The organism is Mesorhizobium sp. B2-8-5 (assembly GCF_006440675.2).
In the GTDB taxonomy this organism is placed as follows: Bacteria; Pseudomonadota; Alphaproteobacteria; order Rhizobiales; family Rhizobiaceae; genus Mesorhizobium.
On record NZ_CP083951.1, the window covers coordinates 1,068,432 to 1,094,158 of the forward strand.

Below are 25,727 nucleotides of genomic sequence, written 5' to 3' on the forward strand. Positions count from 1 at the left end.
GTCGCTTGCCGGCCGAAGCCACGCCAGCTTTTCCTATTCTCATATCGACGGATTTACGCACATGAGCGCACCGCGCACCCTCTACGACAAGATCTTCGACGACCACACGGTCGACCGCCAGGACGACGGCACCTGCCTGCTCTATATCGACCGCCACCTTGTCCACGAAGTCACCAGCCCGCAGGCCTTCGAAGGCCTGCGCATGAGCGGCCGCAAGGTCCGCCATCCGGAAAAGACGCTGGCCGTGGTCGACCACAACGTGCCGACCTCGCCCGAGCGCAAGTTCGGCATCAAGAACGAGGAAAGCCGCATCCAGGTCGAGGCGCTGGCCAAGAACGCCAAGGATTTCGGCATCGAATATTATTCCGAGAACGATATCCGCCAAGGCATCGTCCACATCATCGGACCGGAACAGGGCTTCACGCTGCCCGGCATGACAATCGTCTGCGGCGACAGCCACACCTCCACGCACGGCGCTTTCGGCGCGCTGGCGCATGGCATCGGCACGTCGGAAGTCGAGCATGTGCTGGCCACCCAGACGCTGATCCAGCGCAAGGCCAAGAATATGCTGGTGCGCGTCGACGGCCAGTTGCCGGAAGGCGTCACCGCCAAGGACATCATCCTTGCCATCATCGGCGAGATCGGCACCGCCGGCGGCACCGGCTACGTCATCGAATATGCCGGCGAAGCGATCCGCTCGCTGTCGATGGAAGGCCGCATGACGATCTGCAACATGTCGATCGAGGGCGGCGCGCGGGCAGGCCTGATCGCGCCGGACGAGACGACCTTTGCCTATGTGAAGGACAAGCCGCGCGCGCCGAAGGGCGCTGCCTGGGATGCCGCGCTCGCCTATTGGAAGACGCTGCAGTCCGACGAGGGCGCACATTTCGACAAGGTCGTGGTGCTCGACGCGCAGAAACTGCCGCCGATCGTCTCCTGGGGCTCCTCGCCCGAGGACGTCGTCTCGGTGCAGGGAATCGTGCCCAATCCGCAAGAGATCGCGGACGAGAACAAGCGCACGTCGAAGATCCGCGCGCTCGACTATATGGGGCTGACGCCGGGGACCAAGATCACCGACATAGCGCTCGACCGCGTCTTCATCGGCTCCTGCACCAACGGCCGCATCGAAGACCTGCGCGCCGCCGCCAAGGTGGTCGAGGGCAAGACCGTCAATCCGCGCGTCAATGCCATGATCGTGCCCGGCTCGGGCCTGGTCAAGGAACAAGCGGAGGCCGAGGGCCTCGACAAGATCTTCGTCGCCGCCGGCTTCGATTGGCGCGAGCCGGGCTGCTCGATGTGCCTGGCCATGAACGACGACCGGCTGAAGCCGCATGAACGCTGCGCCTCGACCTCGAACCGCAATTTCGAGGGCCGGCAGGGCTTCAAGGGCCGCACCCACCTGGTGTCGCCGGCCATGGCGGCGGCCGCCGCGATCGCCGGCCACTTTGTCGACATCCGCGACTGGAAGTAACAGCCGGCTGCGTCTCTCAACAAAGGCCCGGGCAGGACGTCCGGGCCTTTTGCTTTCAGCGCTCTATCTGCGAATGATCTCGTGAAACTCCTCGCGCCGGCCGGGCTCGTCGGCGGCGACGACCAAGGCCAACTGCCGCTCGTCGAAAATCCTGAACCATTCGTCCCACTCCACGAGCTCGTAGCCGCCGCTGTTGATCGAACGCTCCGGGCGGTCGGTGTCTTCATAGGCCTGCTGCCCAAAAACCAGTCGCAGCATGGGCTGCGTTCCCGCCTCGGGCGAGACGTCGACGATGGCCGGGAAGCCGGCGCGCGCCGCCGCCCAGGAGCGGATTTCATCGTGGTTCGTCAAAGTGATCGTGCCGGCCATCTCGATCGTCTCCCGTCTGGCGTCTCCTGTCTGGCCGGACAACGCCGCTCCGGCAGGCCGGTTCCGTGTGGCATGCGATGTGCTCGTCGGGGCTTAACCGCTTGTTTGGGCTTAGGTCCTAGTATCTCCCCCTGGGTAAGTTGGGGAAAGTCGCAGTCCTTTGGACACCGGTCTGCTCATAGCGCTGCTCAATCCGTCGATAGCGCTAGCGCTTGGCGCCGCGTTCCTCGTGCTGTTTTCCTATCAGCGTCATCGCCCGTATCTGGCTGCGCTCGGCGCGAGCTACTGCCTGTCGGCGCCGGGTTTCCTGCTGCAGTATTTCACGCTTCCGATCGGCGTGGCGCTGACCAAGCTGGCTTCCAACATCTGTTTCACGATCGCGGCCTGCTGCCTCTCCAGCGCGATCGTCGCGCGCTATGGGCGGCGCGTGCCCTATGTAGGCATCGGTATCGTGACCGGAGGCGGGCTCGCCGCTTTCATCTGGTTCATGTTCGTCGAGCCGGACCTCACCTGGCGCGTGCTCGTCATGAATTTCGGCTTTGGCGCGCTCAGCCTGCTGGTCGCCGCGGAACTGAGAACGGTGCGCAACAACGGTCCGACCGAGAAAATCCTGTTCGCGCTGTCGCTGCTTTCCGGGCTGAACTTCATCGCCCGCACGCTGATCGTCGTCATCGCGCATGGACCGTTCCTTGGCTATGACGGCTTCTACGGCTCGTCCTACTGGACGACGGCGCTGCTTTCGCACGCGCTGTTGTCGCTGCTGATCGCGCTTAGCCTGTTCACGGCCGCGGCGCTCGACGTGATGAGGGCACTGAAGGCCGAGACCCACACGGATCCGCTCTCGGGCATCCTCAACCGCCGCGGCTTCGAGGAGCGGGCAACCGTGTTGCTCGACCAGTGCGGCAAGGCGGGGTTTCCCGTCGCCCTGGTGCTTGCCGATCTCGATCACTTCAAGGCGCTGAACGACCAACATGGGCATGAGGCCGGCGACCGGGTTATCGCCGATTTCGCCGCCAAGTTGCGTTCCGCCACCGGCGCACGCGGGGCCGCCGGCCGCATCGGCGGCGAAGAGTTCGCCGTGCTTTTGCCGCTCAGCGACCTGGGGGCGGCAAGGCTCTTCGCCGAAGCGATCCGCGCTTTCTATTCGGCCGGCGCGATCGACGGGCTGCCGCCCGATACCAGGGTCACGGCCAGCTTCGGCGTTGCCGCGCGAAGCGGCAGGGAAGGCCTGGCGCCGCTGATGCGGCGCGCCGACGAGGCGCTCTACAAGGCCAAAAAGAACGGCCGCGACAGCGTGCGGCTTTCCTATGAGAGACCTGAAACCGCCTTCGCTGCCGAGCCGCTCGCCGTCGGCTGATACATACAGGCCCGGCGGCGGCGGCATTCATGGCGGTTGTCGTCTATGACACCGGACGCGTGTCAGGCGCGCTGTGACGGCGCCAAACGCCGACGATCTTCAACGGCAAGGGCTGAGATTGGGCATCTCGCCGTCGGAAAGCCCGTACATATAGGAGCGGCCCTTCACCAGCACCGGCGGCTGGTAGCAGCCGGGCGCGCCGGGTTCGTCCGCATCGTCATAGACGACATCCGGCTGGCCGGCGCTGGTGAATTCGGAAAGCTTTTTCGCAAGCTTGCCCTCGCCGACGACGATGCGCTTGTAGCCGGCGGCGCTGTCGATGACGAGATTGCCGAAGGAATCGGCATAGACACGGTCGTGATGGCGCAAGCCGGCTTCGGCCGGCGCGGCGATTGCCATGACAAACCCTGCCAGCGCCGCGGCCGCGAGGCTTGCCCGCACTGAATTCGAACGCATGTCGCTCTCCCTTGATCGGCGCGACAGATCGCGCCTGGAATCCGGTTCGAATCGGAAATTAACTCTTTCTTAACCTTTGTTAAGAGGCGGGAGGCCTTCGGCGCCGGTTCTTAGGGAACATGGTTAATTTCGAGGGCCGGCTTGCCAGGCAACAGGGCGGTCGCAGTGCCGATCTGACTTCAGGTCACCTTGATCTTGCAACGTCGCGTGGCTACAGCGGTCCACCGTTTCACAGTAACGGCAAGCGGCTATCTCTTTGTTTCGACGCAATTCCGGACGGAAGGCCACGGCGAACACGCCGAACCCAACCGTTCACACTTTTCCCGGAATTGCTGTAGGGTGCCGCGCACGAAAGGGCAGCGTATGAGCTTTGGCCACACGGTTCGGGTCTCGATCATCATCCCGCTGCTTCTCGCGGCCGCGGCCTGCGTACCGCAGGATGGCGCGCCCAAGTCGGCCGATGCCGCACCGCTGCCGGCTTCGCCTGCGCCGAACCAGCAGCCCGCCGCGCCAGCGGCGACGTCGATACCTGCGACGCCCCCAGTACCTGCGGCAGTGTCGGTCCCGACAGCGGCCAAGAGGCCCGCACCGCCAACCAAGATCATCACCGATCTTACGACGCCGCGATCCGGCATCGGCACGGCCACGTACAGATGCGGCAATGGCGGCTTGATCACCATGCAGAATCTCGGCTCGTCGCTGCGCGTGGTCCGGCCGGATGGGACGACTGAGGATTTCGCCGCCTCGCCCGCCAACCAGAGCAGCCGCTACCAGGAAGCGGCGACGCATGACGCAATCGTGATCGACGGACGCGAGGCGCTGGTGATGAAGAGGGGATCCACCCCGCAGACTTGCAGAAGATAGCGCAGTTTGTTGCACTGCAGCGAACGCTGCGCCGACTTCTAAACAGCCGCTAATCGATTGAAGCGCGCGGCCTCCAATTTGTCAGACTAAATGATGTTTCCAAAACGTTTTTCCGGCTTTGACGCGGTGCAAAAAGAGCATTAGAAACCGGCTGTCCGAAGCCATATATGAGGGCGGCAAACGCCGCATTCCCATCGCGGCTCCAGGATGCCGATCTGGGGGAGCCATGAGCAAATCACCAGCCACCCGCGCAGTTGCCAGACGTGAACGGCCGCTCTCGCCGCATCTGACGGTCTACCGGCCGCCGATCACGATGACGATGTCGATCATCCATCGCATCACCGGCGGCGCGCTCTATTTCGGGACGCTGCTGGTGGCGGCGTGGCTGATCGCAGCTTCGAGCTCGCAGGCCGCCTTCGACTGGGTCAACTGGGCCTTCGGCTCCTGGCTCGGCCGGCTGGTTCTGTTCGGCTACACCTGGGCGCTGATGCACCACATGCTGGGCGGGCTGCGCCACCTTGTCTGGGACACCGGCGCGGGACTGGAAAAACACACCGCGTCGAGGATCGCCTGGGCGACGCTCGCCGGTTCGATCGTGCTCACGCTGCTGATCTGGATCGCCGGCTATATGGCGCGGGGAGCTTTCTGATGGCCGCCAACAATTCGGACATGCGCACGCCGCTGGCGAGAGTCCGCGGCCTCGGTTCGGCCCGCGAAGGCACCGGGCATTTCTGGCGGCAGCGGCTGACCGCCATCGCCAACATTCCTTTGATCCTGTTCTTCGTCGGCTTCCTGATCGCGATCAACGGCCATGACTACGCGGATGTGCGGGCGGCGCTTGCGAACCCGTTCGTGGTGGTCATGCTCGGGCTGGTGCTGATCTCGCCGCTTTACCACATGCGCATCGGCATGCAGGTGATCATCGAGGATTACGTGCATGGCGAAGGCCTGAGGTTGGCGCTGATCGCGCTCAACACCTTCTTCTGCGTGGCAGTCGGCGTCGCTTCGCTGTTTGCCCTGCTCAAACTCGCATTCGGAGGCTGACGTCTTGGCCAACGCAAATACAGCCAACACGGCTTCCGCCTACACTTTTGTCGACCATAAATTCGACGTCGTGATCGTTGGCGCCGGCGGCGCCGGCCTGCGTGCCACGCTCGGCATGGCCGAGCAGGGGCTGCGCACCGCCTGCATCACCAAGGTGTTCCCGACGCGTTCGCACACTGTGGCCGCGCAAGGCGGCATCGCCGCTTCGCTGTCCAACATGGGGCCGGACTCCTGGCAGTGGCACATGTACGACACCGTCAAGGGCTCGGACTGGCTCGGCGATGTCGACGCCATGGAATACATGGTGCGCGAGGCGCCGGCCGCCGTCTACGAGCTCGAGCATTACGGCGTGCCGTTCTCGCGCACCGAGGAAGGCAAGATCTACCAGCGGCCGTTCGGCGGCCACATGATGAACTATGGCGACGGTCCGCCGGTGCAGCGCACCTGTGCGGCCGCCGACCGCACCGGCCACGCCATCCTGCACACGCTCTACGGCCAGTCGCTGAAGAACAACGCCCAGTTCTTCATCGAGTATTTCGCGCTCGACCTGATCGTGGAGCCGGACGGCACCTGCACCGGCGTCGTCGCCTGGAACCTCGACGACGGCACCATCCACCGCTTCTCGGCCAAGATGGTGGTGCTGGCGACCGGCGGCTATGGGCGAGCCTATTTCTCCGCCACCTCGGCGCATACCTGCACCGGCGACGGCGGCGGCATGGCAGCCAGAGCCGGTCTGCCGCTGCAGGACATGGAATTCGTGCAGTTCCATCCGACCGGCATCTACGGTGCCGGCTGCCTGATCACCGAAGGCGCGCGCGGCGAGGGCGGCTACCTCGTCAATTCCGAGGGCGAGCGCTTCATGGAGCGCTACGCGCCTTCGGCCAAGGACCTCGCCTCGCGCGACGTCGTCTCGCGCTGCATGACGCTGGAGATCCGCGAGGGCCGCGGCGTCGGCAAGAACAAGGACCACATCTTCCTGCATCTCGACCATCTCGATCCGGCCGTGCTGCACGAGCGGCTGCCGGGTATCTCGGAATCGGCCAAGATCTTTGCCGGCGTCGACCTCACCAAGGAGCCGATCCCGGTGCTGCCGACGGTCCACTACAATATGGGCGGCGTGCCGACCAATTACTGGGGCGAGGTGCTCAACCCGACGGCCGAGCATCCCGACCGGGTGTCGCCCGGCCTGATGGCCGTCGGCGAGGCCGGCTGCGCTTCGGTGCATGGTGCCAACCGGCTCGGCTCGAACTCGCTGATCGACCTCGTCGTGTTCGGCCGCGCGGCGGCCATCCGCGCCGGCCAGGTGATCGACCGCAAGTCGGCGATCCCATCGCCCAACGAAGCTTCGGTCGAAAAGATCATGGAGCGCTTCGACAGGCTGCGCCACGCCAACGGCTCGACGCCGACGGCGGTGCTGCGCGAGAGAATGCAGCGCGCCATGCAGGAAGACGCCGCCGTGTTCCGCACGCAGGAATCGCTCGAGAACGGCTGCAAGCGGATTTCGGAACTCTGGGGCGAACTCAAGGACATCAAGGTCACCGACCGCTCGATGATCTGGAATTCCGACCTCGTCGAGACGCTGGAACTGGAAAACCTGATGGCCAACGCCATCACCACGGTCTACGGCGCCGAGGCGCGCAAGGAGAGCCGCGGCGCGCACGCGCGCGAGGATTTCGACAAGCGCGACGACGCCAACTGGCGCAAGCATACGCTGGCTCATCTGAGCGAAGACGGCAAGGTGACGCTGACCTACCGGCCGGTGCACACCGAGCCGCTGCTGGCGGAAAAGGACGGCGGCATCAGCTTGGCCAAGATCGCGCCGAAGGCGCGGGTGTATTGACCATGGCATTGGCGACCACGGGATATTCCGGCACGCCCCTTCCGGCCAAGCTCGGCCTGAGGGACGGCATGGTCGCCGCCTTCATTGCGCTGCCTCCGGAGCTCGACGAGCTGACCGAGGCGGTGTCCTTTGCCGGCGTCGATCGGCTGTCCAAATGGTCGGCGATCTCGGGCCGCCGGAAATACGATGCCGTGCATGCCTTCACCCTGCAGCGCGCCGAGATCGAGGACGGCTTGGCCCATATCGAGACGGCGATCAAGCGCGACGGCATGGTCTGGGTTTCTTGGCCGAAGAAGGCATCGAAAGTGCCGACCGACGTCACCGAGGACGTCATCCGGTCGGAGGCGCTGAAACGCGACCTCGTCGACGTCACGGTCGCTGCCGTGAACGAAATCTGGTCCGGGCTGAAGCTCGTCATCCGAAAGGACCGCAAGTAATGGTCGAACTCACGCTTCCCAGGAATTCGAAGGTCCAGCAAGGCAAGACCTGGCCGAAGCCGGAAGGCGCCACGAACCTGCGCGAATACCGCATCTACCGCTGGTCGCCGGACGACGACGAGAACCCGCGCATGGACACCTATTTCGTCGACATGGACGATTGCGGGCCGATGGTTCTCGACGCGCTGTTGTGGATCAAGAACAAGATCGACCCGACGCTGACCTTGCGCCGCTCCTGCCGCGAAGGCATCTGCGGTTCCTGCGCCATGAATATCGACGGCTCGAACACGCTGGCCTGCACCAAGGGCGCCGAGGACATTTCGGGCGCCGTGAAGGTCTATCCGCTGCCGCACATGGCTGTGATCAAGGACCTGGTGCCTGACCTCACCAATTTCTATGCCCAGCACGCTTCGATCCAACCCTGGCTGCAGACGGTCTCGCCGACGCCCGCCAAGGAATGGCTGCAGAGCCACGAGGACCGCGAGAAGCTCGACGGGCTCTACGAGTGCATCCTGTGCGCTTGCTGCTCGACGTCGTGCCCGAGCTACTGGTGGAACGGCGATCGTTATCTCGGCCCGGCCACCTTGCTGCAGGCCTATCGCTGGCTGATCGATTCCCGCGACGAGGCGACAGGCGAGCGGCTCGACAATCTCGAAGACCCGTTCCGGCTCTATCGCTGCCACACCATCATGAACTGCGCGCAGACCTGCCCGAAGGGGCTCAATCCCGCCAAGGCGATCGCGGAGATCAAGAAGATGATGGTGGAGAGAAGGGTTTAGCGCGCGAACTCGTTAGCGGTGCTTTGAAGGCAGCGATCCTTCGCGCCCCCCTCTGTCCTGCCGGACATCTCCCCCACAGGTGGGGAGATTGGCTGTCACCGCGGCTTTCGCCAATCGCTGCCGTCGAAGAATAAGCGCTGTTGACGAAGCTGCTGATCTCCCCCTTGTGGGGGAGATGTCCGGCAGGACAGAGGGGGGCGCTGTCCCGCCGGCGCAAGAAAGGATTGCAGCCCATGACCGATCTTCCGACCCTGTCCCCCGTCGAAGCCCGTGTCCTCGGCTCCCTGATCGAGAAGAAGGAGCTGACGCCGGATGTCTATCCGCTGACGCTCAACGGCGCGCACCAGGCGGCCAACCAGAAGACGGCGCGCGAGCCGGTCATGGCTCTGGAGCTCACCGAGATCCGGCGGGCGCTGAGCTCGCTCGAGCAGAAGGGCCTGGTGCGGCAGGCCTTCGCCTCGCGCGTCGAGCGCTACGAGCATCTGATGGCGCAGCGCTTTTCACTGACCACGCCGCAGATCGCGGTCATCGGCCTCTTGCTTCTGCGCGGCGCGCAGACGGCGCATGAGCTTCTGGCCCGCTCGGAGCGCATGGCGCGCTTCGCCTCGATCGAGGAGCTGCGCGACAATCTCGACCTGATGATCGGCCGCCGGCCGCCGCTGATCCAGCTGCTCGAACGCGCGCCCGGGCAGCGCGAGGAGCGCTATGTTCATCTGCTGAGTGGTCCGGTGGAAGCGGCAGCGGTGGCGGCGCCCTGGCAGGCGGCAGCGTCAGCTTCGGATAGCGATCTCGAAGCGCGCGTGAAAGCGCTCGAGGAAGAGGTCGCGGCATTGCGCACGAAGATCGACGCGCTGGGCGCCGGATAACAACCCGGCGTATCACCTCCTGTTGTAGATGCCGCTGGCCTCGCCCGTAGGGTCGACGAGCTGCAGTTCCCCTTCATCCAATTGCCAGCTGAACGAAACCGGCTTCAGGTCTTCAGCGCCAAGTTTCCAGTTTCCGGTGAGGTCCGGCCGGCAGCCATTGAACGATTTGTAGGTTCCCGATCTCGGCGTAAGCACCAGCGTGGAACCGTCCACTCTTGCCGTGCCGGTCATAGACCTCAGCGACTGAACCTGACCGCAGCCTTCGACCAGCGAGGACTGAAACAGGCTGTATTCGGCACGCCCGCCGACGCCGAATGTGAAGGTGATGCTGCCGCCGCTGCCCGGCGCGCAATCGCCAAGCGGGTCGCAATACTGGCCGGTCGCGGCCGCAAAACTCCACTGGCCTACGAGCGCCACCGGTATCGGGCCGCGATGCGAGCGGGTCGTCGGCCCGATTCCCTGGCCGAAGCCGTCGGTGGCTGCCAAGGCCAACGATCCCGCCAGCGCAGCCAGGCCAACAAGCCTCGCCCGCCCCAAACGCGAAAGGCCGGTCAGCATCCTTTGCTCGCCACAAGCTGTTTCAGATAGGTGAGCCGGGTGGAGATGACCTGATTGGCGATGGCCATCTTGCCGGCAGGCGCCATGCCGCCATATTTCTTTGCCGCCGGGCGCGCGCCTTGAGCCGCCGCATAGTTCGCCGTCAGTTGACGCAATTCCGCGCAGGACATGCCGGCATATTTGGCCTGCTCCTGCGGTGTGATGACACCCGCCTGCGACGCGGCGGCGGAATCGGCGGCCGCCATGGTGCCGAGGCCGATCGCCGCCGAAAGCGGGTTCAACCTGCCGCCGCCGGCCATGGCGCCGACCGCGCCGATCGCAAGGCCGGCCCCCTGAGGGCTTGTGCAGCCGGCGAGAACGAAAAGACCGACAAGCGACGATATCGGAGAGACAGGTCTCGCGGTCATGGCCGGCGCTCGCCAAGGCGAGGCGGCAGTTTCAGGTCGCGATGGTCGGCTGCGCCTTTGCCGAGCGCGAGAGACAAAAGGTAGACGCGAGGATTGAAGCCGGCTGACGACAATTGAGACAGCGTCTTGAACAGTTGCAGGTGATACATCGAACCCCCTTCGATCGTTTCCGAATGCGCTGCCGGCTTTGCCGAAGCGCGCCGCAAACTAGGCGAGGCCGGCGAGGGGCAGCTTGGACGAGGCGGCCCTTAAAGCGGCCAAAACGGCCCTGTATTGACGTTTCGGGAACCTCGGCGCATATCAGCGCGCCTCTGGAGCCGGTTCGTCCACAGCGGGAACCGGGCTCCAAAATTGGCGATGGTCCTGCGGGCCATCCGTCAGAGGCAGGGGGTGCCGATGACTGCGGCAAGGGGGCCGTCGGCTTCGTTCAGGCTGGTCACGGACATGGTCCCGGAGCGGGATCGTGTCGAGGTCATGCGCGAGGTCTATGGCCGCACGGTGCTGAAGGTTGATCTCGATCCGCTCGACCCGACGCATGTCGATATGCGGGTGCGCGCGCTGCCGGGGCTGGGCATCGCTACGGGCACCTGCTCGGCATTCCGGGTCTATCATTCGACGACGCTGATCGACAGCGACGATCTTGTCCTGCTCGCGGCACTGGACGGCGCAAGCGTGATGAAGCATCGCGGCCGTGAGGAGCCGGTCGGCGGCGGCCACGCGCTGATGATGAGCGGTGAAGAAGTCGGCCTCAACGTCATCCAGCCGGGCGGCATCCGCTTCGTCAATATGAGCTTTTCCCTCAAACAGCTTTCGCCGCTGATCGGCGATCCCGCGATCGCGCTGATGCGGCCGCTACCGACCGGCACCGGAGCGATGCGGCTGCTGATCGACTATGTCCATTCGGTCCAGGATGCGGGCGACGGGCTCAGCCCGGAAGAGCTGCATGTGGCGGCAACGCATATCTTCGATCTGGCGGCGCTTGCCATCGGCGGGACGAGGGACGCGGTGGAAATCGCGCGCGGGCGCGGCGTACGAGTGGCGCGGCTGCGTGCCATCAAGGCAGACATCATCGCCAGAGGCGGCGACCTTTCGGCCGAGGATGTCGCCAGGCGTCACCGGCTTTCGACGCGCTATGTGCGCAAGTTGTTCGAAAGCGACGGCACGTCTTTGTCGGAGTTCATGCTGCGCCAGCGGCTGCTGCACGTGCATCGCATGCTCTGCGACCCGCGCAACGCCGGGCGCAGCATCACCGCGATCGCGTTCGAGGCCGGCTTCAACGACCTCTCCTATTTCAACCGGGCGTTCCGGCGCCGCTATGACGCGACGCCGTCGGATGTCCGTGCCGCCGCTCTCAAGGGTTGACTGCCGAGGGCGACGCCGTTTCCCGTCTCACCCCAATTTCGCGTCCAGCGACACTTTGATCGCGCCCAGCGCCTTCGACACCGGGCATTCGGCCTTGGCCTTCTCGGCCAGCTCCTTGAATTTCGCCGCGTCGATGCCCGGCACCTTGCCGACCAGGGTGATGGCGCTGCCGGTGATGCCGGTGCCGGGCACCAGCGTCACGACCGCCTTGGCGTCGAGCTCGGTGGCCGGCGTGCCGTTCTCGGCCAAAAAATGCGAAAGCTGCATGGCGTAGCAGCCGGCATGGGCGGCGGCGATCAGCTCTTCCGGATTGGTGCCGGACTTGCCGCTCTCGTCCTCGAAACGAGCCTTGAACGAATAGGGCGTGCCCTTCAAGGTGCCGCTCTGGGTGTCGAGCGTGCCCTTGCCCTCTTTCAAATTGCCTTTCCAGACGGCGTTTGCGGTGCGGTCCATGAAGTCCTCCTGGTCTGTCGGGGTTCTCGCCGGCAGGCGCCGGCGTTCCCTGTGACTATAGCGCGAGCGGGCCGGAAGACCATCCATGGCCTCGTATGATTGAGGTCGCGCGACGCGCTTCGAAAATTCTCCAAAAAAGCGCGTGCAAAAATGTCGACTTCCCGTCTGCCCGACCGTCCTGCGGGCGGCCATTCGCGGCCGATGGAGGTTAAGATGGACAATCTGTTTCTTGCGATTTGGGGACGGCCGGGGCGAAAAGGCCGGCGACTCGAAGAGTTCTGGCTGGATCCGCCGGCGCCCGGCTTCGGCCGGCTGGCGGCGGCCATCGCCATCATCGGCGTCGCGGCGTGCCTACTCGACCATGCGGCGACGGCAAGCAAGACCGACACCGTCGCCTCCTATAAATCATCAACGAAAGGGAGCTCGAAATGAAATATGTCCTGCTGGTCTATGGCGAGGAAAAGGACCTCTTCGCGCTTACCCCTGAGCGCGCGGCCAAGCTCGATGCCGATTCGCTCGCCTATGACAGGGAGCTCGACCGGCAAGGCAAGCTGATCGTCGCGCAGGCGCTGCAACCGGTGAAGATGTCGAAGTCGCTCAGGCGGCGCCAAGGCAAACGGCTGCTGACCGACGGCCCCTTCGCCGAAACCAAGGAGCAATTGCTGGGTTTCCTCATGGTCGAGGCAGCGGATCTCGACGAAGCCCTGGCGATCGCCGACCGCGTTCCGCTGGCCGAGCTCGGCACCGTCGAGGTCAGGGCGATCTACGACATACCGGGGTCATAAGCCTGGTATGGATCCGGCGCGGCTGGCGCTGTCCCTTGCGCGATCACATCTTCACGTTTCTTCACCTGTCGCAACCGTTGCGTGTTGAAGCAGGGCCGCACTTCTCTTATTGTCGCCGCGATTTCGGGGGGAATTCGGCATGCCTTTCCTGATCGCCATCCTCGGCCTGCTCGGAGCGGCCGCCATCTGGTGGTACCGGCTGAAATATATGAGCGACGCCGCGCGCGAGGTCGCCGATGTCGTCGGACGCGTCCAGGGCAACATCCGCCGCAAGAAATTGCGCAACCAGGCCGCGCTCTCGCCGCTGACGGCGATCGACGATCCGGTGGTGGCGGCGGCGACGCTGATCACCGCGATCGTCTCGGAGCACGGCCCGGTCCTGCCGCAGCGCGAGGCGGTCATCCGCGAGGTGATCGCGCGGATCGCCGAGAATGCGAAGAAGACCGACGAGGCGGTCGTCTACGCCAAATGGGCGGCTTCTCAGGTCGACGACACGACGCTCGTCATCGACAAGCTGGCGCCGTTCCTGCGCGAACGCCTCGATCCGCATGAGCGGGACGACCTGCTCAGGATGATGGACCGGGTCGCGCAGGGCGGCGGGCAGAGCCTCAAGATCGCCGACCAGCGGATGCTGAGGTTGCGGCAGAAGCTGGGCTTTGAAGTGAACTAAAACGCGTCGCGCTGAAGCGGATTCAGGCGACGCGCTTTAGGTCGTTGCTTGATGCATGTCGTTGTCGCAAAACCGAGGTCACTTTTGCGCGACATGCATTAAGCCGAAGCTGCGGCGGCGGGATCGCCTGCCTCACAATTGGCCGAAACGCCTCTCGCCTCGTCATTCTATGTCGAAGGCCTACGCCAATCGGCAAACGCTCAGATCGCCTCGCCCTTCAACAGTCGTGGGGTTTCGCCGGTCAGCCCCGAAGCCTGGCGGATGAAGAATTCTTTCAGCCTCGGCATGCGCTCGACCAGCCCTAGGCCGAGATCGCGTACGGCGCGCAGCGGGCCGAGGTCGTTGGAGAACAGCCGATTCAAAACGTCGGTGGTGACGCCCATCTGCAGCGTGTCGAAGCGGCGCCATTGCTGGTAGCGCTCGAGCACGTCGAGCGCGCCGATGTCCTGGCCGAGCCGGTCGGCCTCGACCACGACTTCGGCGAGCGCCGCGACATCCTTGAAGCCGAGATTGAGGCCCTGGCCGGCGATCGGGTGGATGCCGTGGGCGGCGTCGCCGGCCAGCGCGAAGCGCGGCGCGACGAAGGCGCGGGCGAGCGTCAGGCCGAGCGGCCAGGCGCGAGGCTTGTCGGCGACTCGGATCTCGCCGAGCTTCAGGCCGAAGCGCTGCTCCAGATCGTGCTCGAAGACGAACTCGTCGCCGTCGACCAGCGCCTTGGCATCTTGCGTGCGCTCCACCCAGACGATCGACGAACGGTTGGTGCCATCCTTGTCCGGCTTCAGCGGCAGCGTCGCGAACGGGCCGGCCGGCAGGAAATGCTCCTCGGCGCGGCCATTGTGCGGGCGCTCATGCGCCACCGTGCAGACGATGCCGGACTGGCCGTATTCCCATTTTACGGTCTTGATGCCGGCCATGTCGCGCAGCCTGGAGTTGACGCCGTCGGCGGCGACCAGCAGCCGCGCCTTCAGCGCGGCGCCGTCGGCCAGGTGCACGGTGATGCCGGCGCCGTTCACATCGAAGGCGCTGACCGCCATGCCTTCGATGATGTCGATGCCGAGCTTTTCGGCGCGGCGGCGCAGCGCGCCGTTCAGGTCGCGGTTGGCGACCATGTGGGCGAAGGGCTCGCCGGGCGCCACCTCGCCGTCGAAGGTCAGGAACACCGGACGCACCGGGTCGGCGGCGCGCGAATCGGTGATGATCATTTCGGTGATCGCCTGCGCTTCCGGTGCGATCTCTTCCCAGACGCCGAGCTGCTCCAGCATGCGGTTGGCCGCCGCCGCTATGGCCGAGGCGCGGCCGTCGCGTTGCCAGACGCCGGCAGGGGCCGCGTCGACGACGGCGATGGCGAGGCCCGGCCGCGCCTGCTTCAGCGATACGGCCGCGGTGAGGCCGACATAGCCGGCGCCGGCGATGAGCACGTCCAGAGCCTCGCGCTTCCCATTGGCCCCTGCTCCGTCCGGCTTGCGGTCGACCATGGCATCATCCTTTCACGGCTTCGGCCGGCCGCCGCTTGCGGCCTTGACTGCCCGCACGTCCTGTCCGAAACCGGCCATGGCATATCCTCGAAGGATTTCAAACATGACAGCGGCCATGGACGAGCTTCTCGACATTCTCGACCTCGAACAGCTCGAACACAATCTGTATCGTGGTCGCAGCCCCAAGGTCGACTGGCAGCGCGTGTTCGGTGGCCAGACCATCGCCCAGGCGCTGGTCGCCGCGCAGCGCACCGTCGAGCCGGAGCGTCACGTGCATTCGCTGCACGGTTATTTCATGCGGCCGGGCGACACCAAGCTGCCGATCGTCTACGAGGTCGACCGCATCCGCGACGGCGGCTCCTTCACCACGCGCCGGGTGGTGGCGATCCAGCATGGCCAGGCGATCTTCTCGCTGGAGGCGTCCTTCCAGCAGGACGAGGTCGGGCTCGAGCATCAGCTGCCGATGCCGCGCGACGTGCCGGCGCCCGACACGCTGCTCACACAACGCGAGCTGCTCGGCAAGTTCGGCGAGGCGGTGCCGGAAGGCATCAGGCGCTACTGGGAGCGCGACCGGCCGATCGAGATGAAGCCGGTGATGCTGAAGCACTACACGAGCCGCGAGAAGCTAGAGCCGCAGCAGAATATCTGGATCCGCACCACCGGCCCGGTGCCGGAAGACCGCGCCATTCAGGCGGCCGTGCTCGCCTATCTCTCCGACATGACGCTGCTCGACACCTCGACCTTCGCGCATGGCCGCGCCATTTTCGACCGCGACATCCAGGCCGCCAGCCTCGACCACGCCATGTGGTTCCACCGCAGCCATTCGCTGGACGACTGGATCCTCTACAATCAGGACAGCCCGTCGACGCAAGGGTCGCGCGGCTTCACCCGCGGCTCGCTGTTCGCGCGGGATGGGACACTGATCGCCTCGGTCGCCCAGGAAGGCCTGATCCGGCTGAAACGCTGAGCCGGCTTCAGGCAATTGCCTGGAATACGTGCATTTTCGATTTTTTGCCTATTTTATAAGCAGGCATGCTGCCATGCCCGTGCGCGAATGATGTGCACCGATTGCCCATTCTCTTTGTTTACAACAGGTTAACACCCTGCTTCGGCAATTGGCACGGAGCTTGAATCCTGTCGGGCACTCTCCGGCTCCTCGGGATCGGTGAAGGTGTGCAAACGCGGGGGACCGCAACAGCAAAGGGTGAAACCTTATGAAAATCGTGATGGCAATCATCAAGCCGTTCAAGCTCGACGAGGTGCGCGAAGCGCTAACCGCCGTCGGCATCCAGGGCCTGACCGTCACCGAGGTCAAAGGCTACGGGCGTCAGAAGGGGCATACCGAAATCTATCGCGGCGCGGAATACGCAGTCAGCTTCCTGCCCAAGATCAAGATCGAGGTCGCCGTCGGCGCCGACATGGTCGACAAGGCCGTCGAAGCCATCACCGCGGCCGCCAAGACCGGTCAGATCGGCGACGGCAAGATCTTCGTCTTCGGCATCGACCAGGCGGTACGCATCCGCACCGGCGAAACAGACACCGACGCGCTCTAAGCGGCGACCATCCATTCCAACGGAGAGTTCAATGAATATTCCTTCCACCTTGAAGACGACGGGACGCGCGGCCGCTTCGCTCGCGCTCGTGGCCATGAGCACCGTCGCCGCCATCGCGCAGGAAGCCGCCCCGGCAGCCACCGCCGCGGCGCCCGCCGCGCCGGCGCCGGCGCTCGACACCGGCAACACCGCCTGGATGCTGACCTCGACGGCGCTGGTGCTGATGATGACCATCCCCGGCCTGGCGCTGTTCTACGGCGGCATGGTGCGTAAGAAGAACGTGCTCGCCACCATCATGCAGAGCTTCGCCATCACCTGCCTGGTGACGGTGCTGTGGTTCATGTTCGGCTATTCGCTGGCCTTCACGACCAATGAATCCACCAGCTTGAATGCTTATATCGGCGGCTTCTCGCGGTTCTTCCACCATGGCATCACCGTCTCGACGCTTTGGCTGCCGGGTGTCTCGAACATCCCCGAGTTCGTCTTCTCGATGTTCCAGATGACCTTCGCCATCATCACGCCGGCGCTGATCGCCGGCGCCTTCGCCGAGCGTATGAAATTCTCGGCGCTGCTAATCTTCATGGGCTTGTGGCTGGTCTTCGTCTATGCGCCGATCGCGCACTGGGTGTGGGGCGGCGGCTTCCTTGGCGCGGCCGGCGTGCTCGACTTCGCCGGCGGCACGGTCGTCCACATCAACGCCGGTGTCGCGGGCCTGGTCTGCGCGCTGGTTCTCGGAAAGCGCGAAGGCTACGGCACCACCAACATGGCGCCGCACAACCTGGTCTATTCCGTCATCGGCGCCTCGCTGCTGTGGGTCGGCTGGTTCGGCTTCAACGCCGGTTCGGAACTCGCCGCAGACGGCCTCGCGGGTGCTGCCATGATGAACACCCAGGTCGCCACCGCCGCCGCGGCGCTGGCCTGGATGTTCGCCGAATGGATCGTCGCCAAGAAGCCTTCGGTTCTCGGCATCATCTCGGGCGCCGTCGCCGGCCTCGTCGCGGTGACGCCGGCTTCCGGCTTCGTCAACCCGACCGGCGCCTTCATCGTCGGCATCATCGCCGGCGTGGTCTGCTACCTCTCGGCGGTCAAGCTCAAGCATGCGCTCGGCTATGACGACTCGCTCGATGCCTTCGGCGTGCATGGCATCGGCGGTATCGTCGGCGCCCTGCTCACCGGCGCGCTGGCCGATCCGGCCATCAACGCCCTTGGCAAGGACGCTTCGGTGGGCAAGCAGCTCTACGGCATCGTCTTCACCATCCTGTGGACGGCGATCGCCACCTTCGTGATCCTCTACATCGTCAAGGCCCTGGTCGGCCTGCGTCCGTCGACCCAGGAAGAGGTGGAAGGCCTCGACGTCACCCAGCACGGCGAAGTGGTGCCGTAAGGCCGTCTTCGTCAGGGGCCGGCGGATCCTCCTCCCGCCGGCCCGAATTCCTCCCAAGATCCCGTCGTGACGCTTCCCAAAGGGGCTCACGCCTTGAGGCCCGGAACAACCTTCCGGGCCTCTTTTTTGTTCGACGCCTGCCAGGCGAAGCTTCGATCACATTCACTTGATCGAGCCCATGTGAAACATCGACCCTCCAGATTCCGTAATGGGAAAGCGAGCGTCATCCAGGCGCCCGCCAAACAAGAGGGAAGGAACCAACTGATGAACATCAAGAACATCTTCCTGGGAGCAATGGCTCTTTCGATGATCAGCGGCGTTGCACTTGCCGGTGCTCTCGATGAGCCGGCCAACATGGCCCCGTTCTTCACCGATTCCAGCATGAAGACGATGAAGTCCGAGGCTGACTTCAAAGCAGCCTGGGCGGCGATGCCCAAGGACAAGCAGGACATGATGATGAAGGAATGCCAGGACGCGGCGATGAGCAAGCCTCACGCCGAGTTCTGCGGCAATCTGGTAACCTACGCTGGCAACAGGTGATTTGCGGCAGGTCGGGTCCGTTAGGGCCCGATCGCTTCGTCGTTTCAGGACACAGGGTGGCGGGCCGCGAGGCCTGCCATCTTTGTTCGAGCCGAGGCCCGGTAAAGGGCCATGGTTAATGCGGCCTTAACCTTCCCCCCGATAGTCTGGCGTTCGAATCTGCCGGAATGCGCCATGCGCCCGGCCAGGCAACGATCACGGGGAAGAGCATGCGTTCAGGCGCCTCAGCACCGCTCGCGCTGACCGATACGGGGCACGGCATCCAGGCATTCGCGCGGCGCCAGGTCGGGCGGCTGGTCGGCGCCGGGCTGTTCCTGTTCACCGCCTTCGGCATCGCGGCCTTGGCCACATGGAACGTCGCCGATCCGAGCTTCTCGCACGCCACCAGCAATGTCGTCACCAACGCCATGGGTTATGCCGGCGCGGTGTTCTCCGACCTCGCCATGCAGTTCTTCGGCCTTGCCGCCGTCGCCGGGCTGGTGCCGGCGGTGATCTGGGGCTTCCTTTTGTTTTCCGCGCGCGGGGTCGACAAATTGCCGAAGCGCGGCTTCGCGTGGTTCGGCTTTGCGCTTCTCGCCGCGGCCATCGCCGGCTGCGTGACGCCGCCAAACACCTGGCCGCTGCCCACCGGCCTCGGCGGCGTGTTCGGCGACATGGTGCTGAAAATCCCGGGCATCGCGGTCGGCGGTTATCCGAAAGGCCTGTTCGCCAGCATCATAGCGGTCATCCTCGCAGCGCCGATGTTGTGGCTGTTCGCCTACGGCTCGGCGCTGATCGCGCGCAAGAACGGCTTTGCCGTCATGGAGCGCGCCGCCCGGCCCGATCCGCGCGAGCAGGACGAGATGCTGTTCGACGAGGATGAGGACGAAGGCGACGAAGGAATACTGGCGCTCGGCGCCATTACCCATTGGTGGCTGTCGTTCCGCGCCTTCCTGCATCTCCGCGCCGAGCGCCGCAGGCGGGAGCGCGACGAATTCGAACCGCCGATGGAGCCCAAGGCCAGCGCCTGGCGGCGCGCCGCCGAGCGGGTCGAATCGGCCGAGTTCGCCGAAGCCCGCATGAGCCCCGGCGGCCGCGCCCGCGTCGAGCCGGAATTCTTCGCCGCCATGGTCAATGACCGAAGCGTTTCAGTCGATCCGGCCGACCAGGATATCTTCGACGACGAACAGGACGAAGACGTCTACCTCGACGATTTCGACGACGAAGCGCCCGCCCAGCGGCGCAGCGCAGGCGCCAAGGTGCAGAATTTCCGCTCCGATGCTGCCACCCGCGTCGCCGCGCCGGCGGCGCGACCGGTGCCGGGCGCGCGCGTCCAGCGCGAGGCGCAGACCTCGCTGATCGGTTCCGACATGTTCGAGATGCCGTCGCTGCATTTCCTGTCCGAGCCGAAGAACGTCGCCAAGGATCCAAGCCTGTCGAAGGACGCGCTGGAGCAGAACGCGCGCCTGCTCGAAGGCGTGCTGGAGGATTTCGGCGTCAAGGGCGAGATCATCCATGTCCGCCCCGGTCCCGTCGTCACGCTCTACGAGCTGGAGCCGGCGCCCGGCATCAAGTCCTCGCGCGTCATCGGCCTTTCCGACGATATCGCCCGCTCGATGAGCGCGATCGCCTGCCGCGTCGCCGTCGTGCCCGGCCGCAACGCCATCGGCATCGAGCTGCCCAACGCCAAGCGCGAGACGGTCTATCTCAGAGAGATCATGGCCAGCCGCGATTTCGAGACGACCAAGGCGAAGCTCGCGCTGGCGCTGGGCAAGACCATCAATGGCGAGGCGGTCATCGTCGACATCGCCAAAATGCCGCACGTGCTGGTCGCCGGCACCACCGGCTCGGGCAAGTCGGTCGCCATCAACACCATGATCCTTTCGCTGCTCTACAGGCTGACGCCGCAGGAATGCCGGCTGATCATGATCGACCCGAAGATGCTCGAACTCTCGGTCTATGACGGCATCCCGCATCTGCTTACGCCGGTCGTCACCGATCCCAAGAAGGCTGTCGTCGCGCTGAAATGGACGGTGCGCGAGATGGAGGACCGCTATCGCAAGATGTCCAAGGTCGGCGTGCGCAACATCGACGGCTTCAACGCGCGCGTCCAACAGGCCGAGAAGAAGGGCGAAAAGATCTCGCGCACGGTGCAGACCGGCTTCGACCGCCAGACCGGCGAGGCGATCTACGAGACCGAGGATCTCGATCTCGAGCCGATGCCCTATATCGTGGTCATCATCGACGAGATGGCCGACCTGATGATGGTGGCCGGCAAGGATATCGAGGGCGCGGTGCAGCGCCTGGCGCAGATGGCGCGCGCGGCCGGCATCCATGTCATCATGGCGACGCAGCGCCCGTCGGTCGACGTCATCACCGGTACCATCAAGGCCAATTTCCCGACCCGCATCTCCTTCCAGGTGACGTCGAAGATCGACAGCCGCACGATCCTCGGCGAGCAGGGCGCCGAGCAGCTGCTCGGCATGGGCGACATGCTCTACATGGCCGGCGGCGGCCGCATCCAGCGCGTGCACGGCCCGTTCGTGTCGGACGACGAGGTCGAGAAGGTCGTCGGGCATCTGAAGCTGCAGGGCGTGCCGGAATATCTCGACGCCATCACCGAGGATGACGAGGAAGACGACGAGGACGGTCCGTCGGGCAAGGGCGGCTCCGGCGGCGGCGGCAATTTCGAGGATTCCGACGATCCTTACGACCAGGCGGTTGCGGTGGTGCTGCGCGACGGCAAGGCCTCGACCAGCTACATCCAGCGCCGGCTCGGCATCGGCTACAACCGCGCCGCCTCGATCATCGAGAAGATGGAGAAGGAAGGCATTGTCGGCCCGGCCAACCATGCCGGCAAACGCGAAATACTGGTGCCAACCGAAGAGGACAAGTTCTAGGGTTTGTCGATATTCAGGTGAGGCCGGCCTGCAAATGGCGGCTTCCTGCGCTTCCGGTGCTCACGTACGAAAAGTACGCTCCGCTCCGGCCTTCGCCGGCCGAAGCTCTCATAAGTGTCTCCGCTCTATGAAGGCTACGGTCGGCGTAGGCCGGTTCTCGGAAGTCACCATTTTCGTCTCGGCCTGACCTGAATCTCGATAAACCCTGGCCCGGCGAGACGCCGAAACGGGTCAGCAAGCAACTTGAAATCACTTTGTGCGTTTGTGCGATGGGCTGTCGCCTGCGCATATCCGACGGACCTGTCGCGCACCCGCCAAACTTAAGCCCTAGTGGGAGTCCAGAAACTGCGACGACACGAATCACAGGAAGCGACCGGCATGAAGACCCAGACAGAATTCGCCATCACCCGCCGCCAGGTCCTCGGCCTCGGCCTGATGCTTGGCGGAGCCGCCGCTCTCAACCTCGTCCCGGGCTACCAGCTCGTGGCCGCGGCGCAGGCCGCCGTACCGCCGGCGGCGCAGAAGATCGCCGACCATTTCTCCTCGGTGAAGTCGATGAGCGGCGAGTTCGTCCAGTTCGGCCCGAAAGGCGAGCAGACCGGCGGCAAGTTCTTCCTCGAACGCCCGGGCAAGATCCGCTTCAACTATGACGGCTCCTCGAACTTCCGCGTCATCTCCGACGGCAAGTCGGTGGTGATCCTCAACAAGAAGCTCAACACCTCCGACCTCTATCCGCTGTCGAAGACGCCGCTGAAGCTGCTGCTCGACGACCGGATCGATCTCTCCGGCGGGCGCGTCAAGGCCATCAAGGAAGAGGACGACCTGACCACCATCAAGCTTTCCGACAAGTCGGTCTTCGGCAATGCGATGATCACCATGATGTTCGACCCGAAGACCTATGATCTGCGCCAGTGGACGATCACCGATGCTCAAGGCAAGGACACCACGGTGATGATCTTCAACACCAAGGAAGGCGTCAGCTTCCCGCCGGACACGTTTGCCATCGACTATACCGCGAACCGCGAGCTGAATACGAAAACCAGATAAGCTCTTTCTCCCCGTTTACGAGGAGAGATGCCCGGCAGAGCAAAGAGGGGCAGCGCTGACCCGGCCGTTGTCGCTTAGCTTGTTTTTGTCGCGCTTGGCTGGCACTAGTGCGGCGACTTTCGCCGTCCTGGATTCCGCCGCATGCCCTTCACCATCGCCACCTGGAACATCAACTCCGTGCGCCTGCGCATGCCGATCGTCGAGCGGCTCCTGAAAGAGCACGCGCCCGACGTGCTGTGCCTGCAGGAGACCAAGGTTCCCGACGAGCTGTTCCCGGAAAAAGCCTTCCGCAAGGCGGGCTACGAGCACATCCTGTTCCACGGCCAGAAGGGCTATCACGGCGTCGCCACCGTCGCCCGCCGTCCTATCGAGCTGGTCGAGAAGCGGCGGTTCTGCGAGATCGACGACAGCCGGCATCTGTCGGTCAGGGTGCAGGCTGGCGGCAAGTCGGTGCTGGTGCACAATTTCTACGTGCCGGCCGGCGGCGACGAGCCGGACCCGGAGATCAACCGCAAATTCAGGCACAAGCTCGATTTCGTCCATGAGATGAACGGCATGCCGGCGAGCCAGGACGAGCTATCCGCGTCGATCCTGGTCGGCGACCTGAACATCGCGCCGCAGGAGCATGACGTCTGGTCGCACAAGCAATTGCTCAACGTCGTCAGCCATACGCCGGTCGAGACGACAAATTTCGAGGCAATGCGCGAGGCCGGCGGCTGGGTCGACCTGATGCGGCTCAACGTGCCCGCCGAGCAGAAACTCTACACCTGGTGGAGCTACCGCGCGAAGGACTGGGAAGCCTCCAACAGGGGGCGCAGGCTCGATCACGTGTGGTCGTCAGCCAATCTGGTGCCGAGCTTCACCGGCTACGAGATCCTGCAGGCGGCGCGCGGCTGGGAGAAGCCGTCCGATCATGTGCCGGTTATTGCACGGTTCGACCTGGATTAGCGTGGGACGGCGGGAGGGGCGCCTGCCTTTGCGGTCGTCATTCTAGGGCGGAGCAAGGAGCGAAGCGACGCGCGCAGACCCTAGAATGACGAAGGCGCTCTCTGGCCGACGCCTACCGCTAACCCGTAAACCGCGGCGCCAATTCCTCGATGCGGGCGATCATCTGCTGAAATTCCTCCAGGACGCGCGCGTGCAGTTGCACGGCGAGGTCCGGATACTCCTCCAGGATGCGGCGGAACATCTTGCGGCTCAGCCGGATCACCTCCGAATCGACCGCAGCGGAGGCGCTGGTCAGCCGGTTGGTGTCGGCGATCAGCGCCAGTTCGCTCAGCATGGTGCCCGGGCCTGCCGTACCGATCGGGACGCGTTCACCGCCCAGCTCCCGATAGAGTGCGATCAAGCCGCTGACTACAATGTAGGCAGAGTCAGCGACGTCGTCCTCGCGGTAGAGCTTATGATCGGCCTGGAGCACGGTGGTCTCGGCGCCGAAGGCGAGCAAGCGCAGCTGTTCCTGCGTGAAGCCCTGGAAAAGCTTCACGCTGGACAGGATTTGGATGTCGTCATCCAGCGCCATCCTAGCTGTGTCCCCGAGCGGTCAGTCCAGTCCCTCCTTTGGAGCGGCGCGCCCTCCTGGGCGCGCGAGAAACGCTCCACCGTGCATCGTGCGATGCGTGCAACGAGCCGATCCATCACCCTCCAGCACCAGGATCGCACCCGAAGCGGTCCCGCCCCGACCGCTCATTCCGTTTGTTTCGGCGCAATTCCGGACGGAAAACCGCCTCACACTTTTCCTGGAATTGCTCTAGATCATGAATGTTTAAGGAACCAGCTTGTAGCCGCCGCTTTCTGTCACAAGAATTTCGGCATTGGAAGGATCGCGCTCGATCTTCTGGCGCAACCGGTAGACATGGGTCTCCAGCGTGTGCGTGGTGACGCCGGAATTGTAGCCCCAGACCTCTTCCAACAGCACGTCGCGCGTCACCACCTTCTGGTCGGCGCGGTAGAGATACTTGATGATCGAGGCTTCCTTCTCGGTCAGCCGCACCTTGGCGCCGCGCGGATCAATCAGCAGCTTCTGGCTGGGCTTGAACGTATAGGGGCCGACGGAGAAGGTCGCGTCCTCGCTCTGCTCATGCTGGCGAAGCTGGGCGCGGATGCGGGCTAACAGCACGGCGAAGCGGAAAGGCTTGGTCACATAATCGTTGGCGCCGGCCTCGAGACCCAGAATCGTGTCGGAATCGGTGTCATGGCCGGTCAGCATGATGATCGGCGCCTTGTAGCCGCCCTTGCGCAGGATTTTCACCGCCTCGCGGCCATCCATGTCGGGCAGGCCGACATCCATGATGAGCAGGTCGACGACGCCGCCGCGCGCCGCGGCAACGCCTTTTGCGGCGGTCGATTCCTGCTGGACGTCGAATTCTTCGTAGAGCGCCAGTTGCTCGACCAGGGTGGCGCGCAGGTCGTCGTCATCATCGACGATCAGGATGGTGCGTGATGTCATGGATCAATCCGTTGTTTTAAAAAGAATATTCAGTTGACCTCCCCCCATTTATGCGGAAGCTCACCGGCGCAACAGCCGATCACAGTGATTTGTTCCGTGAGACAATCATACAAGAAAAAACGCGCGCGCAATGAGGCGGCCGCATTTTTGCCGAAAGCCTTGCGTGTTTTGGTCGTGCGCGCACGGCCCGGCAATCCGGCGCAAGGATTCCTGCAGGCCGGCAAAACGGTGTTTCCCTGCGCTTTGGGGCGCGGCGGCATCACCGCCAACAAGCATGAAGGGGACGGCGCGACGCCGTTGGCGTCGATGCGCATCCTGTCAGGCTATTTTCGGGGCGATCATTTCGCGGGCGGGCGCAGGACGAGGCTGCCGATGGCGCCGATCGGTCCGGATCTCGGCTGGTGCGAGGTGCCGGACGACCGCAATTACAACCGGCCGGTGAAGATCCCCTATGGCGCGAGCCATGAGCGGATGCGGCGCTGCGACCGGCTCTACGATGTCTGCCTGGTGCTCGACTGGAACATCGCGCCACGCCGGCGCGGCCGCGGCAGCGCGATCTTCTTCCATCTGGCCCGGCCGGGCTTCACGCCGACGCAAGGCTGCGTGGCGGTGACGGCGCGGACCATGGCGAGGCTGCTTCCGTTGCTGTCGGACAGGACGGTGGTGCGGGTAGTTAGATAGG

General features: G+C 64.5%; 30 protein-coding genes. 21 read left to right on the plus strand and 9 right to left on the minus strand.

The features are described 5' to 3' along the window. The first annotated feature begins 61 nt into the window (after window positions 1-61). Window positions 62-1,471, plus strand: coding sequence for a 3-isopropylmalate dehydratase large subunit (leuC, locus tag FJ430_RS05125; protein ID WP_140659909.1), 1,410 nt, complete (start codon window positions 62-64; stop codon window positions 1,469-1,471). Window positions 1,472-1,534: 63 nt separating this feature from the next. On the opposite strand, the gene FJ430_RS05130 is transcribed toward leuC, so the two are convergent. Then, on the minus strand, window positions 1,535-1,840 hold the full coding sequence (locus FJ430_RS05130; protein ID WP_140707157.1) for a hypothetical protein: 306 nt from the start codon (window positions 1,838-1,840) through the stop codon (window positions 1,535-1,537). Window positions 1,841-2,000: 160 nt separating this feature from the next. Between FJ430_RS05130 and FJ430_RS05135 the strand changes: the two genes are divergently transcribed. Next, window positions 2,001-3,197, plus strand: coding sequence for a sensor domain-containing diguanylate cyclase (locus FJ430_RS05135; RefSeq protein ID WP_140707155.1), 1,197 nt, complete (start codon window positions 2,001-2,003; stop codon window positions 3,195-3,197). A 99-nt stretch (window positions 3,198-3,296) separates the two neighbouring features. Here the strand turns inward: FJ430_RS05135 and FJ430_RS05140 are convergent, their stop codons facing one another. After that, complete coding sequence (locus tag FJ430_RS05140; protein ID WP_140707153.1) at window positions 3,297-3,653, minus strand: hypothetical protein; 357 nt, start codon at window positions 3,651-3,653, stop codon at window positions 3,297-3,299. 363 nt (window positions 3,654-4,016) lie between these two features. Here FJ430_RS05140 and FJ430_RS05145 point away from each other — a divergent pair, with 363 nt between their 5' ends. From FJ430_RS05145 to FJ430_RS05175, 7 genes are all read left to right on the plus strand, one after another. Next, complete coding sequence (locus tag FJ430_RS05145; RefSeq protein WP_140707150.1) at window positions 4,017-4,517, plus strand: hypothetical protein; 501 nt, start codon at window positions 4,017-4,019, stop codon at window positions 4,515-4,517. 226 nt (window positions 4,518-4,743) lie between these two features. Then, on the plus strand, window positions 4,744-5,166 hold the full coding sequence (sdhC, locus tag FJ430_RS05150; protein WP_140684948.1) for a succinate dehydrogenase, cytochrome b556 subunit: 423 nt from the start codon (window positions 4,744-4,746) through the stop codon (window positions 5,164-5,166). Continuing rightward, entirely contained in the window at window positions 5,166-5,561 is a 396-nt protein-coding gene (gene sdhD / locus FJ430_RS05155; protein ID WP_140707148.1) for a succinate dehydrogenase, hydrophobic membrane anchor protein, read from the plus strand. Before sdhC ends, sdhD begins: the two co-directional genes overlap by 1 nt. A gap of 4 nt (window positions 5,562-5,565) precedes the next feature. Next, on the plus strand, window positions 5,566-7,401 hold the full coding sequence (gene sdhA / locus FJ430_RS05160; RefSeq protein WP_140707146.1) for a succinate dehydrogenase flavoprotein subunit: 1,836 nt from the start codon (window positions 5,566-5,568) through the stop codon (window positions 7,399-7,401). Window positions 7,402-7,403: 2 nt separating this feature from the next. Beyond that, window positions 7,404-7,838, plus strand: a complete 435-nt coding sequence (locus tag FJ430_RS05165; protein ID WP_140707144.1) for a DUF3052 family protein — start codon at window positions 7,404-7,406, stop codon at window positions 7,836-7,838. Continuing rightward, the gene (locus FJ430_RS05170) at window positions 7,838-8,617 is read left to right on the plus strand and encodes a succinate dehydrogenase iron-sulfur subunit (RefSeq protein ID WP_140646046.1); all 780 of its coding nucleotides are present in this window, start codon (window positions 7,838-7,840) and stop codon (window positions 8,615-8,617) included. Before FJ430_RS05165 ends, FJ430_RS05170 begins: the two co-directional genes overlap by 1 nt. Before the next feature lie 233 nt (window positions 8,618-8,850). After that, the gene (locus FJ430_RS05175) at window positions 8,851-9,483 is read left to right on the plus strand and encodes a YceH family protein (RefSeq protein ID WP_140707142.1); all 633 of its coding nucleotides are present in this window, start codon (window positions 8,851-8,853) and stop codon (window positions 9,481-9,483) included. Between the two features lie 12 nt (window positions 9,484-9,495). On the opposite strand, the gene FJ430_RS05180 is transcribed toward FJ430_RS05175, so the two are convergent. From FJ430_RS05180 to FJ430_RS05190, 3 genes are read right to left on the minus strand one after another with little or no spacing between them, the layout of a single operon-like run. Beyond that, window positions 9,496-10,041: a hypothetical protein gene (locus FJ430_RS05180; protein WP_140707140.1), complete on the minus strand. Its 546-nt coding sequence runs from the start codon at window positions 10,039-10,041 to the stop codon at window positions 9,496-9,498. After that, window positions 10,035-10,448 (minus strand): hypothetical protein, encoded by a 414-nt coding sequence (locus FJ430_RS05185; RefSeq protein WP_140707138.1) that lies wholly within the window; start codon window positions 10,446-10,448, stop codon window positions 10,035-10,037. Before FJ430_RS05185 ends, FJ430_RS05180 begins: the two co-directional genes overlap by 7 nt. Beyond that, window positions 10,445-10,597, minus strand: coding sequence for a hypothetical protein (locus FJ430_RS05190; protein ID WP_140658655.1), 153 nt, complete (start codon window positions 10,595-10,597; stop codon window positions 10,445-10,447). Before FJ430_RS05190 ends, FJ430_RS05185 begins: the two co-directional genes overlap by 4 nt. Before the next feature lie 247 nt (window positions 10,598-10,844). Between FJ430_RS05190 and FJ430_RS05195 the strand changes: the two genes are divergently transcribed. Further along, complete coding sequence (locus FJ430_RS05195; RefSeq protein WP_140707136.1) at window positions 10,845-11,810, plus strand: helix-turn-helix transcriptional regulator; 966 nt, start codon at window positions 10,845-10,847, stop codon at window positions 11,808-11,810. 27 nt (window positions 11,811-11,837) lie between these two features. Here the strand turns inward: FJ430_RS05195 and FJ430_RS05200 are convergent, their stop codons facing one another. Beyond that, the gene (locus tag FJ430_RS05200; RefSeq protein WP_140646052.1) at window positions 11,838-12,263 is read right to left on the minus strand and encodes an OsmC family protein; all 426 of its coding nucleotides are present in this window, start codon (window positions 12,261-12,263) and stop codon (window positions 11,838-11,840) included. A gap of 213 nt (window positions 12,264-12,476) precedes the next feature. Between FJ430_RS05200 and FJ430_RS05205 the strand changes: the two genes are divergently transcribed. The 3 genes from FJ430_RS05205 to FJ430_RS05215 all read left to right on the plus strand — a co-directional run bounded on the left by FJ430_RS05205 (window position 12,477) and on the right by FJ430_RS05215 (window position 13,718). Further along, window positions 12,477-12,695 (plus strand): hypothetical protein, encoded by a 219-nt coding sequence (locus FJ430_RS05205; RefSeq protein WP_140646053.1) that lies wholly within the window; start codon window positions 12,477-12,479, stop codon window positions 12,693-12,695. Next, a complete protein-coding gene (locus FJ430_RS05210) occupies window positions 12,692-13,048 on the plus strand; it encodes a YciI family protein (protein ID WP_140707134.1) in 357 nt (118 codons plus the stop codon). The genes FJ430_RS05205 and FJ430_RS05210 overlap by 4 nt, the downstream gene beginning before the upstream one ends. 139 nt (window positions 13,049-13,187) lie before the next feature. Further along, window positions 13,188-13,718 (plus strand): hypothetical protein, encoded by a 531-nt coding sequence (locus tag FJ430_RS05215; protein WP_140658658.1) that lies wholly within the window; start codon window positions 13,188-13,190, stop codon window positions 13,716-13,718. Window positions 13,719-13,918: 200 nt separating this feature from the next. On the opposite strand, the gene FJ430_RS05220 is transcribed toward FJ430_RS05215, so the two are convergent. After that, window positions 13,919-15,193, minus strand: a complete 1,275-nt coding sequence (locus FJ430_RS05220) for a ubiquinone biosynthesis hydroxylase (protein WP_140707132.1) — start codon at window positions 15,191-15,193, stop codon at window positions 13,919-13,921. 103 nt (window positions 15,194-15,296) lie between these two features. On the opposite strand from FJ430_RS05220, the gene tesB reads away from it, so the two are divergent. The 7 genes from tesB (at window position 15,297) to xth (ending at window position 23,544) form a co-directional block, all read left to right on the plus strand. Continuing rightward, on the plus strand, window positions 15,297-16,160 hold the full coding sequence (gene tesB, locus FJ430_RS05225; protein WP_095769566.1) for an acyl-CoA thioesterase II: 864 nt from the start codon (window positions 15,297-15,299) through the stop codon (window positions 16,158-16,160). A 247-nt stretch (window positions 16,161-16,407) separates the two neighbouring features. Continuing rightward, window positions 16,408-16,746 carry a P-II family nitrogen regulator gene (locus FJ430_RS05230; protein WP_006327120.1) on the plus strand — a complete coding sequence of 113 codons (339 nt, stop codon included), beginning with the start codon at window positions 16,408-16,410 and terminating at the stop codon, window positions 16,744-16,746. Window positions 16,747-16,795: 49 nt separating this feature from the next. Beyond that, window positions 16,796-18,130 carry an ammonium transporter gene (locus FJ430_RS05235; RefSeq protein WP_413467861.1) on the plus strand — a complete coding sequence of 445 codons (1,335 nt, stop codon included), beginning with the start codon at window positions 16,796-16,798 and terminating at the stop codon, window positions 18,128-18,130. Window positions 18,131-18,394: 264 nt separating this feature from the next. Continuing rightward, the gene (locus FJ430_RS05240) at window positions 18,395-18,670 is read left to right on the plus strand and encodes a hypothetical protein (protein WP_140658660.1); all 276 of its coding nucleotides are present in this window, start codon (window positions 18,395-18,397) and stop codon (window positions 18,668-18,670) included. Between the two features lie 209 nt (window positions 18,671-18,879). Next, a complete protein-coding gene (locus FJ430_RS05245) occupies window positions 18,880-21,549 on the plus strand; it encodes a DNA translocase FtsK (protein ID WP_140707128.1) in 2,670 nt (889 codons plus the stop codon). Window positions 21,550-21,927: 378 nt separating this feature from the next. Then, window positions 21,928-22,596, plus strand: coding sequence for an outer-membrane lipoprotein carrier protein LolA (locus FJ430_RS05250; RefSeq protein WP_140646060.1), 669 nt, complete (start codon window positions 21,928-21,930; stop codon window positions 22,594-22,596). Between the two features lie 141 nt (window positions 22,597-22,737). After that, the gene (xth, locus tag FJ430_RS05255; RefSeq protein ID WP_140707126.1) at window positions 22,738-23,544 is read left to right on the plus strand and encodes an exodeoxyribonuclease III; all 807 of its coding nucleotides are present in this window, start codon (window positions 22,738-22,740) and stop codon (window positions 23,542-23,544) included. Between the two features lie 118 nt (window positions 23,545-23,662). Here the strand turns inward: xth and FJ430_RS05260 are convergent, their stop codons facing one another. Together FJ430_RS05260 and FJ430_RS05265 are read right to left on the minus strand one after the other, a co-directional pair. Beyond that, entirely contained in the window at window positions 23,663-24,118 is a 456-nt protein-coding gene (locus FJ430_RS05260) for a cyclic nucleotide-binding domain-containing protein (RefSeq protein WP_140707124.1), read from the minus strand. A gap of 243 nt (window positions 24,119-24,361) precedes the next feature. Beyond that, a complete protein-coding gene (locus FJ430_RS05265) occupies window positions 24,362-25,045 on the minus strand; it encodes a response regulator transcription factor (protein ID WP_040991447.1) in 684 nt (227 codons plus the stop codon). A gap of 84 nt (window positions 25,046-25,129) precedes the next feature. Between FJ430_RS05265 and FJ430_RS05270 the strand changes: the two genes are divergently transcribed. Beyond that, window positions 25,130-25,726: a L,D-transpeptidase family protein gene (locus FJ430_RS05270; RefSeq protein ID WP_140707120.1), complete on the plus strand. Its 597-nt coding sequence runs from the start codon at window positions 25,130-25,132 to the stop codon at window positions 25,724-25,726. Window position 25,727: the final 1 nt, after the last annotated feature.

Bases quoted from the DNA above. Each gene is read 5' to 3' on its own strand.
- FJ430_RS05165 (WP_140707144.1), top strand. From the start codon at position 7,404: ATGGCATTGGCGACCACGGGATATTCCGGCACGCCCCTTCCGGCCAAG.
- FJ430_RS05130 (WP_140707157.1), bottom strand. From the start codon at position 1,840: ATGGCCGGCACGATCACTTTGACGAACCACGATGAAATCCGCTCCTGG.
- sdhC (WP_140684948.1), top strand. From the start codon at position 4,744: ATGAGCAAATCACCAGCCACCCGCGCAGTTGCCAGACGTGAACGGCCG.
- FJ430_RS05265 (WP_040991447.1), bottom strand. From the start codon at position 25,045: ATGACATCACGCACCATCCTGATCGTCGATGATGACGACGACCTGCGC.
- FJ430_RS05215 (WP_140658658.1), top strand. From the start codon at position 13,188: ATGCCTTTCCTGATCGCCATCCTCGGCCTGCTCGGAGCGGCCGCCATC.
- FJ430_RS05220 (WP_140707132.1), bottom strand. From the start codon at position 15,193: ATGGTCGACCGCAAGCCGGACGGAGCAGGGGCCAATGGGAAGCGCGAG.
- FJ430_RS05240 (WP_140658660.1), top strand. From the start codon at position 18,395: ATGAACATCAAGAACATCTTCCTGGGAGCAATGGCTCTTTCGATGATC.
- FJ430_RS05145 (WP_140707150.1), top strand. From the start codon at position 4,017: ATGAGCTTTGGCCACACGGTTCGGGTCTCGATCATCATCCCGCTGCTT.
- leuC (WP_140659909.1), top strand. From the start codon at position 62: ATGAGCGCACCGCGCACCCTCTACGACAAGATCTTCGACGACCACACG.
- FJ430_RS05230 (WP_006327120.1), top strand. From the start codon at position 16,408: ATGAAAATCGTGATGGCAATCATCAAGCCGTTCAAGCTCGACGAGGTG.
- FJ430_RS05140 (WP_140707153.1), bottom strand. From the start codon at position 3,653: ATGCGTTCGAATTCAGTGCGGGCAAGCCTCGCGGCCGCGGCGCTGGCA.
- FJ430_RS05245 (WP_140707128.1), top strand. From the start codon at position 18,880: ATGCGTTCAGGCGCCTCAGCACCGCTCGCGCTGACCGATACGGGGCAC.
- FJ430_RS05180 (WP_140707140.1), bottom strand. From the start codon at position 10,041: ATGCTGACCGGCCTTTCGCGTTTGGGGCGGGCGAGGCTTGTTGGCCTG.
- FJ430_RS05190 (WP_140658655.1), bottom strand. From the start codon at position 10,597: ATGTATCACCTGCAACTGTTCAAGACGCTGTCTCAATTGTCGTCAGCC.
- FJ430_RS05260 (WP_140707124.1), bottom strand. From the start codon at position 24,118: ATGGCGCTGGATGACGACATCCAAATCCTGTCCAGCGTGAAGCTTTTC.
- FJ430_RS05195 (WP_140707136.1), top strand. From the start codon at position 10,845: ATGACTGCGGCAAGGGGGCCGTCGGCTTCGTTCAGGCTGGTCACGGAC.
- FJ430_RS05210 (WP_140707134.1), top strand. From the start codon at position 12,692: ATGAAATATGTCCTGCTGGTCTATGGCGAGGAAAAGGACCTCTTCGCG.
- sdhD (WP_140707148.1), top strand. From the start codon at position 5,166: ATGGCCGCCAACAATTCGGACATGCGCACGCCGCTGGCGAGAGTCCGC.
- FJ430_RS05175 (WP_140707142.1), top strand. From the start codon at position 8,851: ATGACCGATCTTCCGACCCTGTCCCCCGTCGAAGCCCGTGTCCTCGGC.
- FJ430_RS05200 (WP_140646052.1), bottom strand. From the start codon at position 12,263: ATGGACCGCACCGCAAACGCCGTCTGGAAAGGCAATTTGAAAGAGGGC.
- FJ430_RS05250 (WP_140646060.1), top strand. From the start codon at position 21,928: ATGAAGACCCAGACAGAATTCGCCATCACCCGCCGCCAGGTCCTCGGC.
- FJ430_RS05170 (WP_140646046.1), top strand. From the start codon at position 7,838: ATGGTCGAACTCACGCTTCCCAGGAATTCGAAGGTCCAGCAAGGCAAG.
- FJ430_RS05185 (WP_140707138.1), bottom strand. From the start codon at position 10,448: ATGACCGCGAGACCTGTCTCTCCGATATCGTCGCTTGTCGGTCTTTTC.
- tesB (WP_095769566.1), top strand. From the start codon at position 15,297: ATGACAGCGGCCATGGACGAGCTTCTCGACATTCTCGACCTCGAACAG.
- FJ430_RS05205 (WP_140646053.1), top strand. From the start codon at position 12,477: ATGGACAATCTGTTTCTTGCGATTTGGGGACGGCCGGGGCGAAAAGGC.
- xth (WP_140707126.1), top strand. From the start codon at position 22,738: ATGCCCTTCACCATCGCCACCTGGAACATCAACTCCGTGCGCCTGCGC.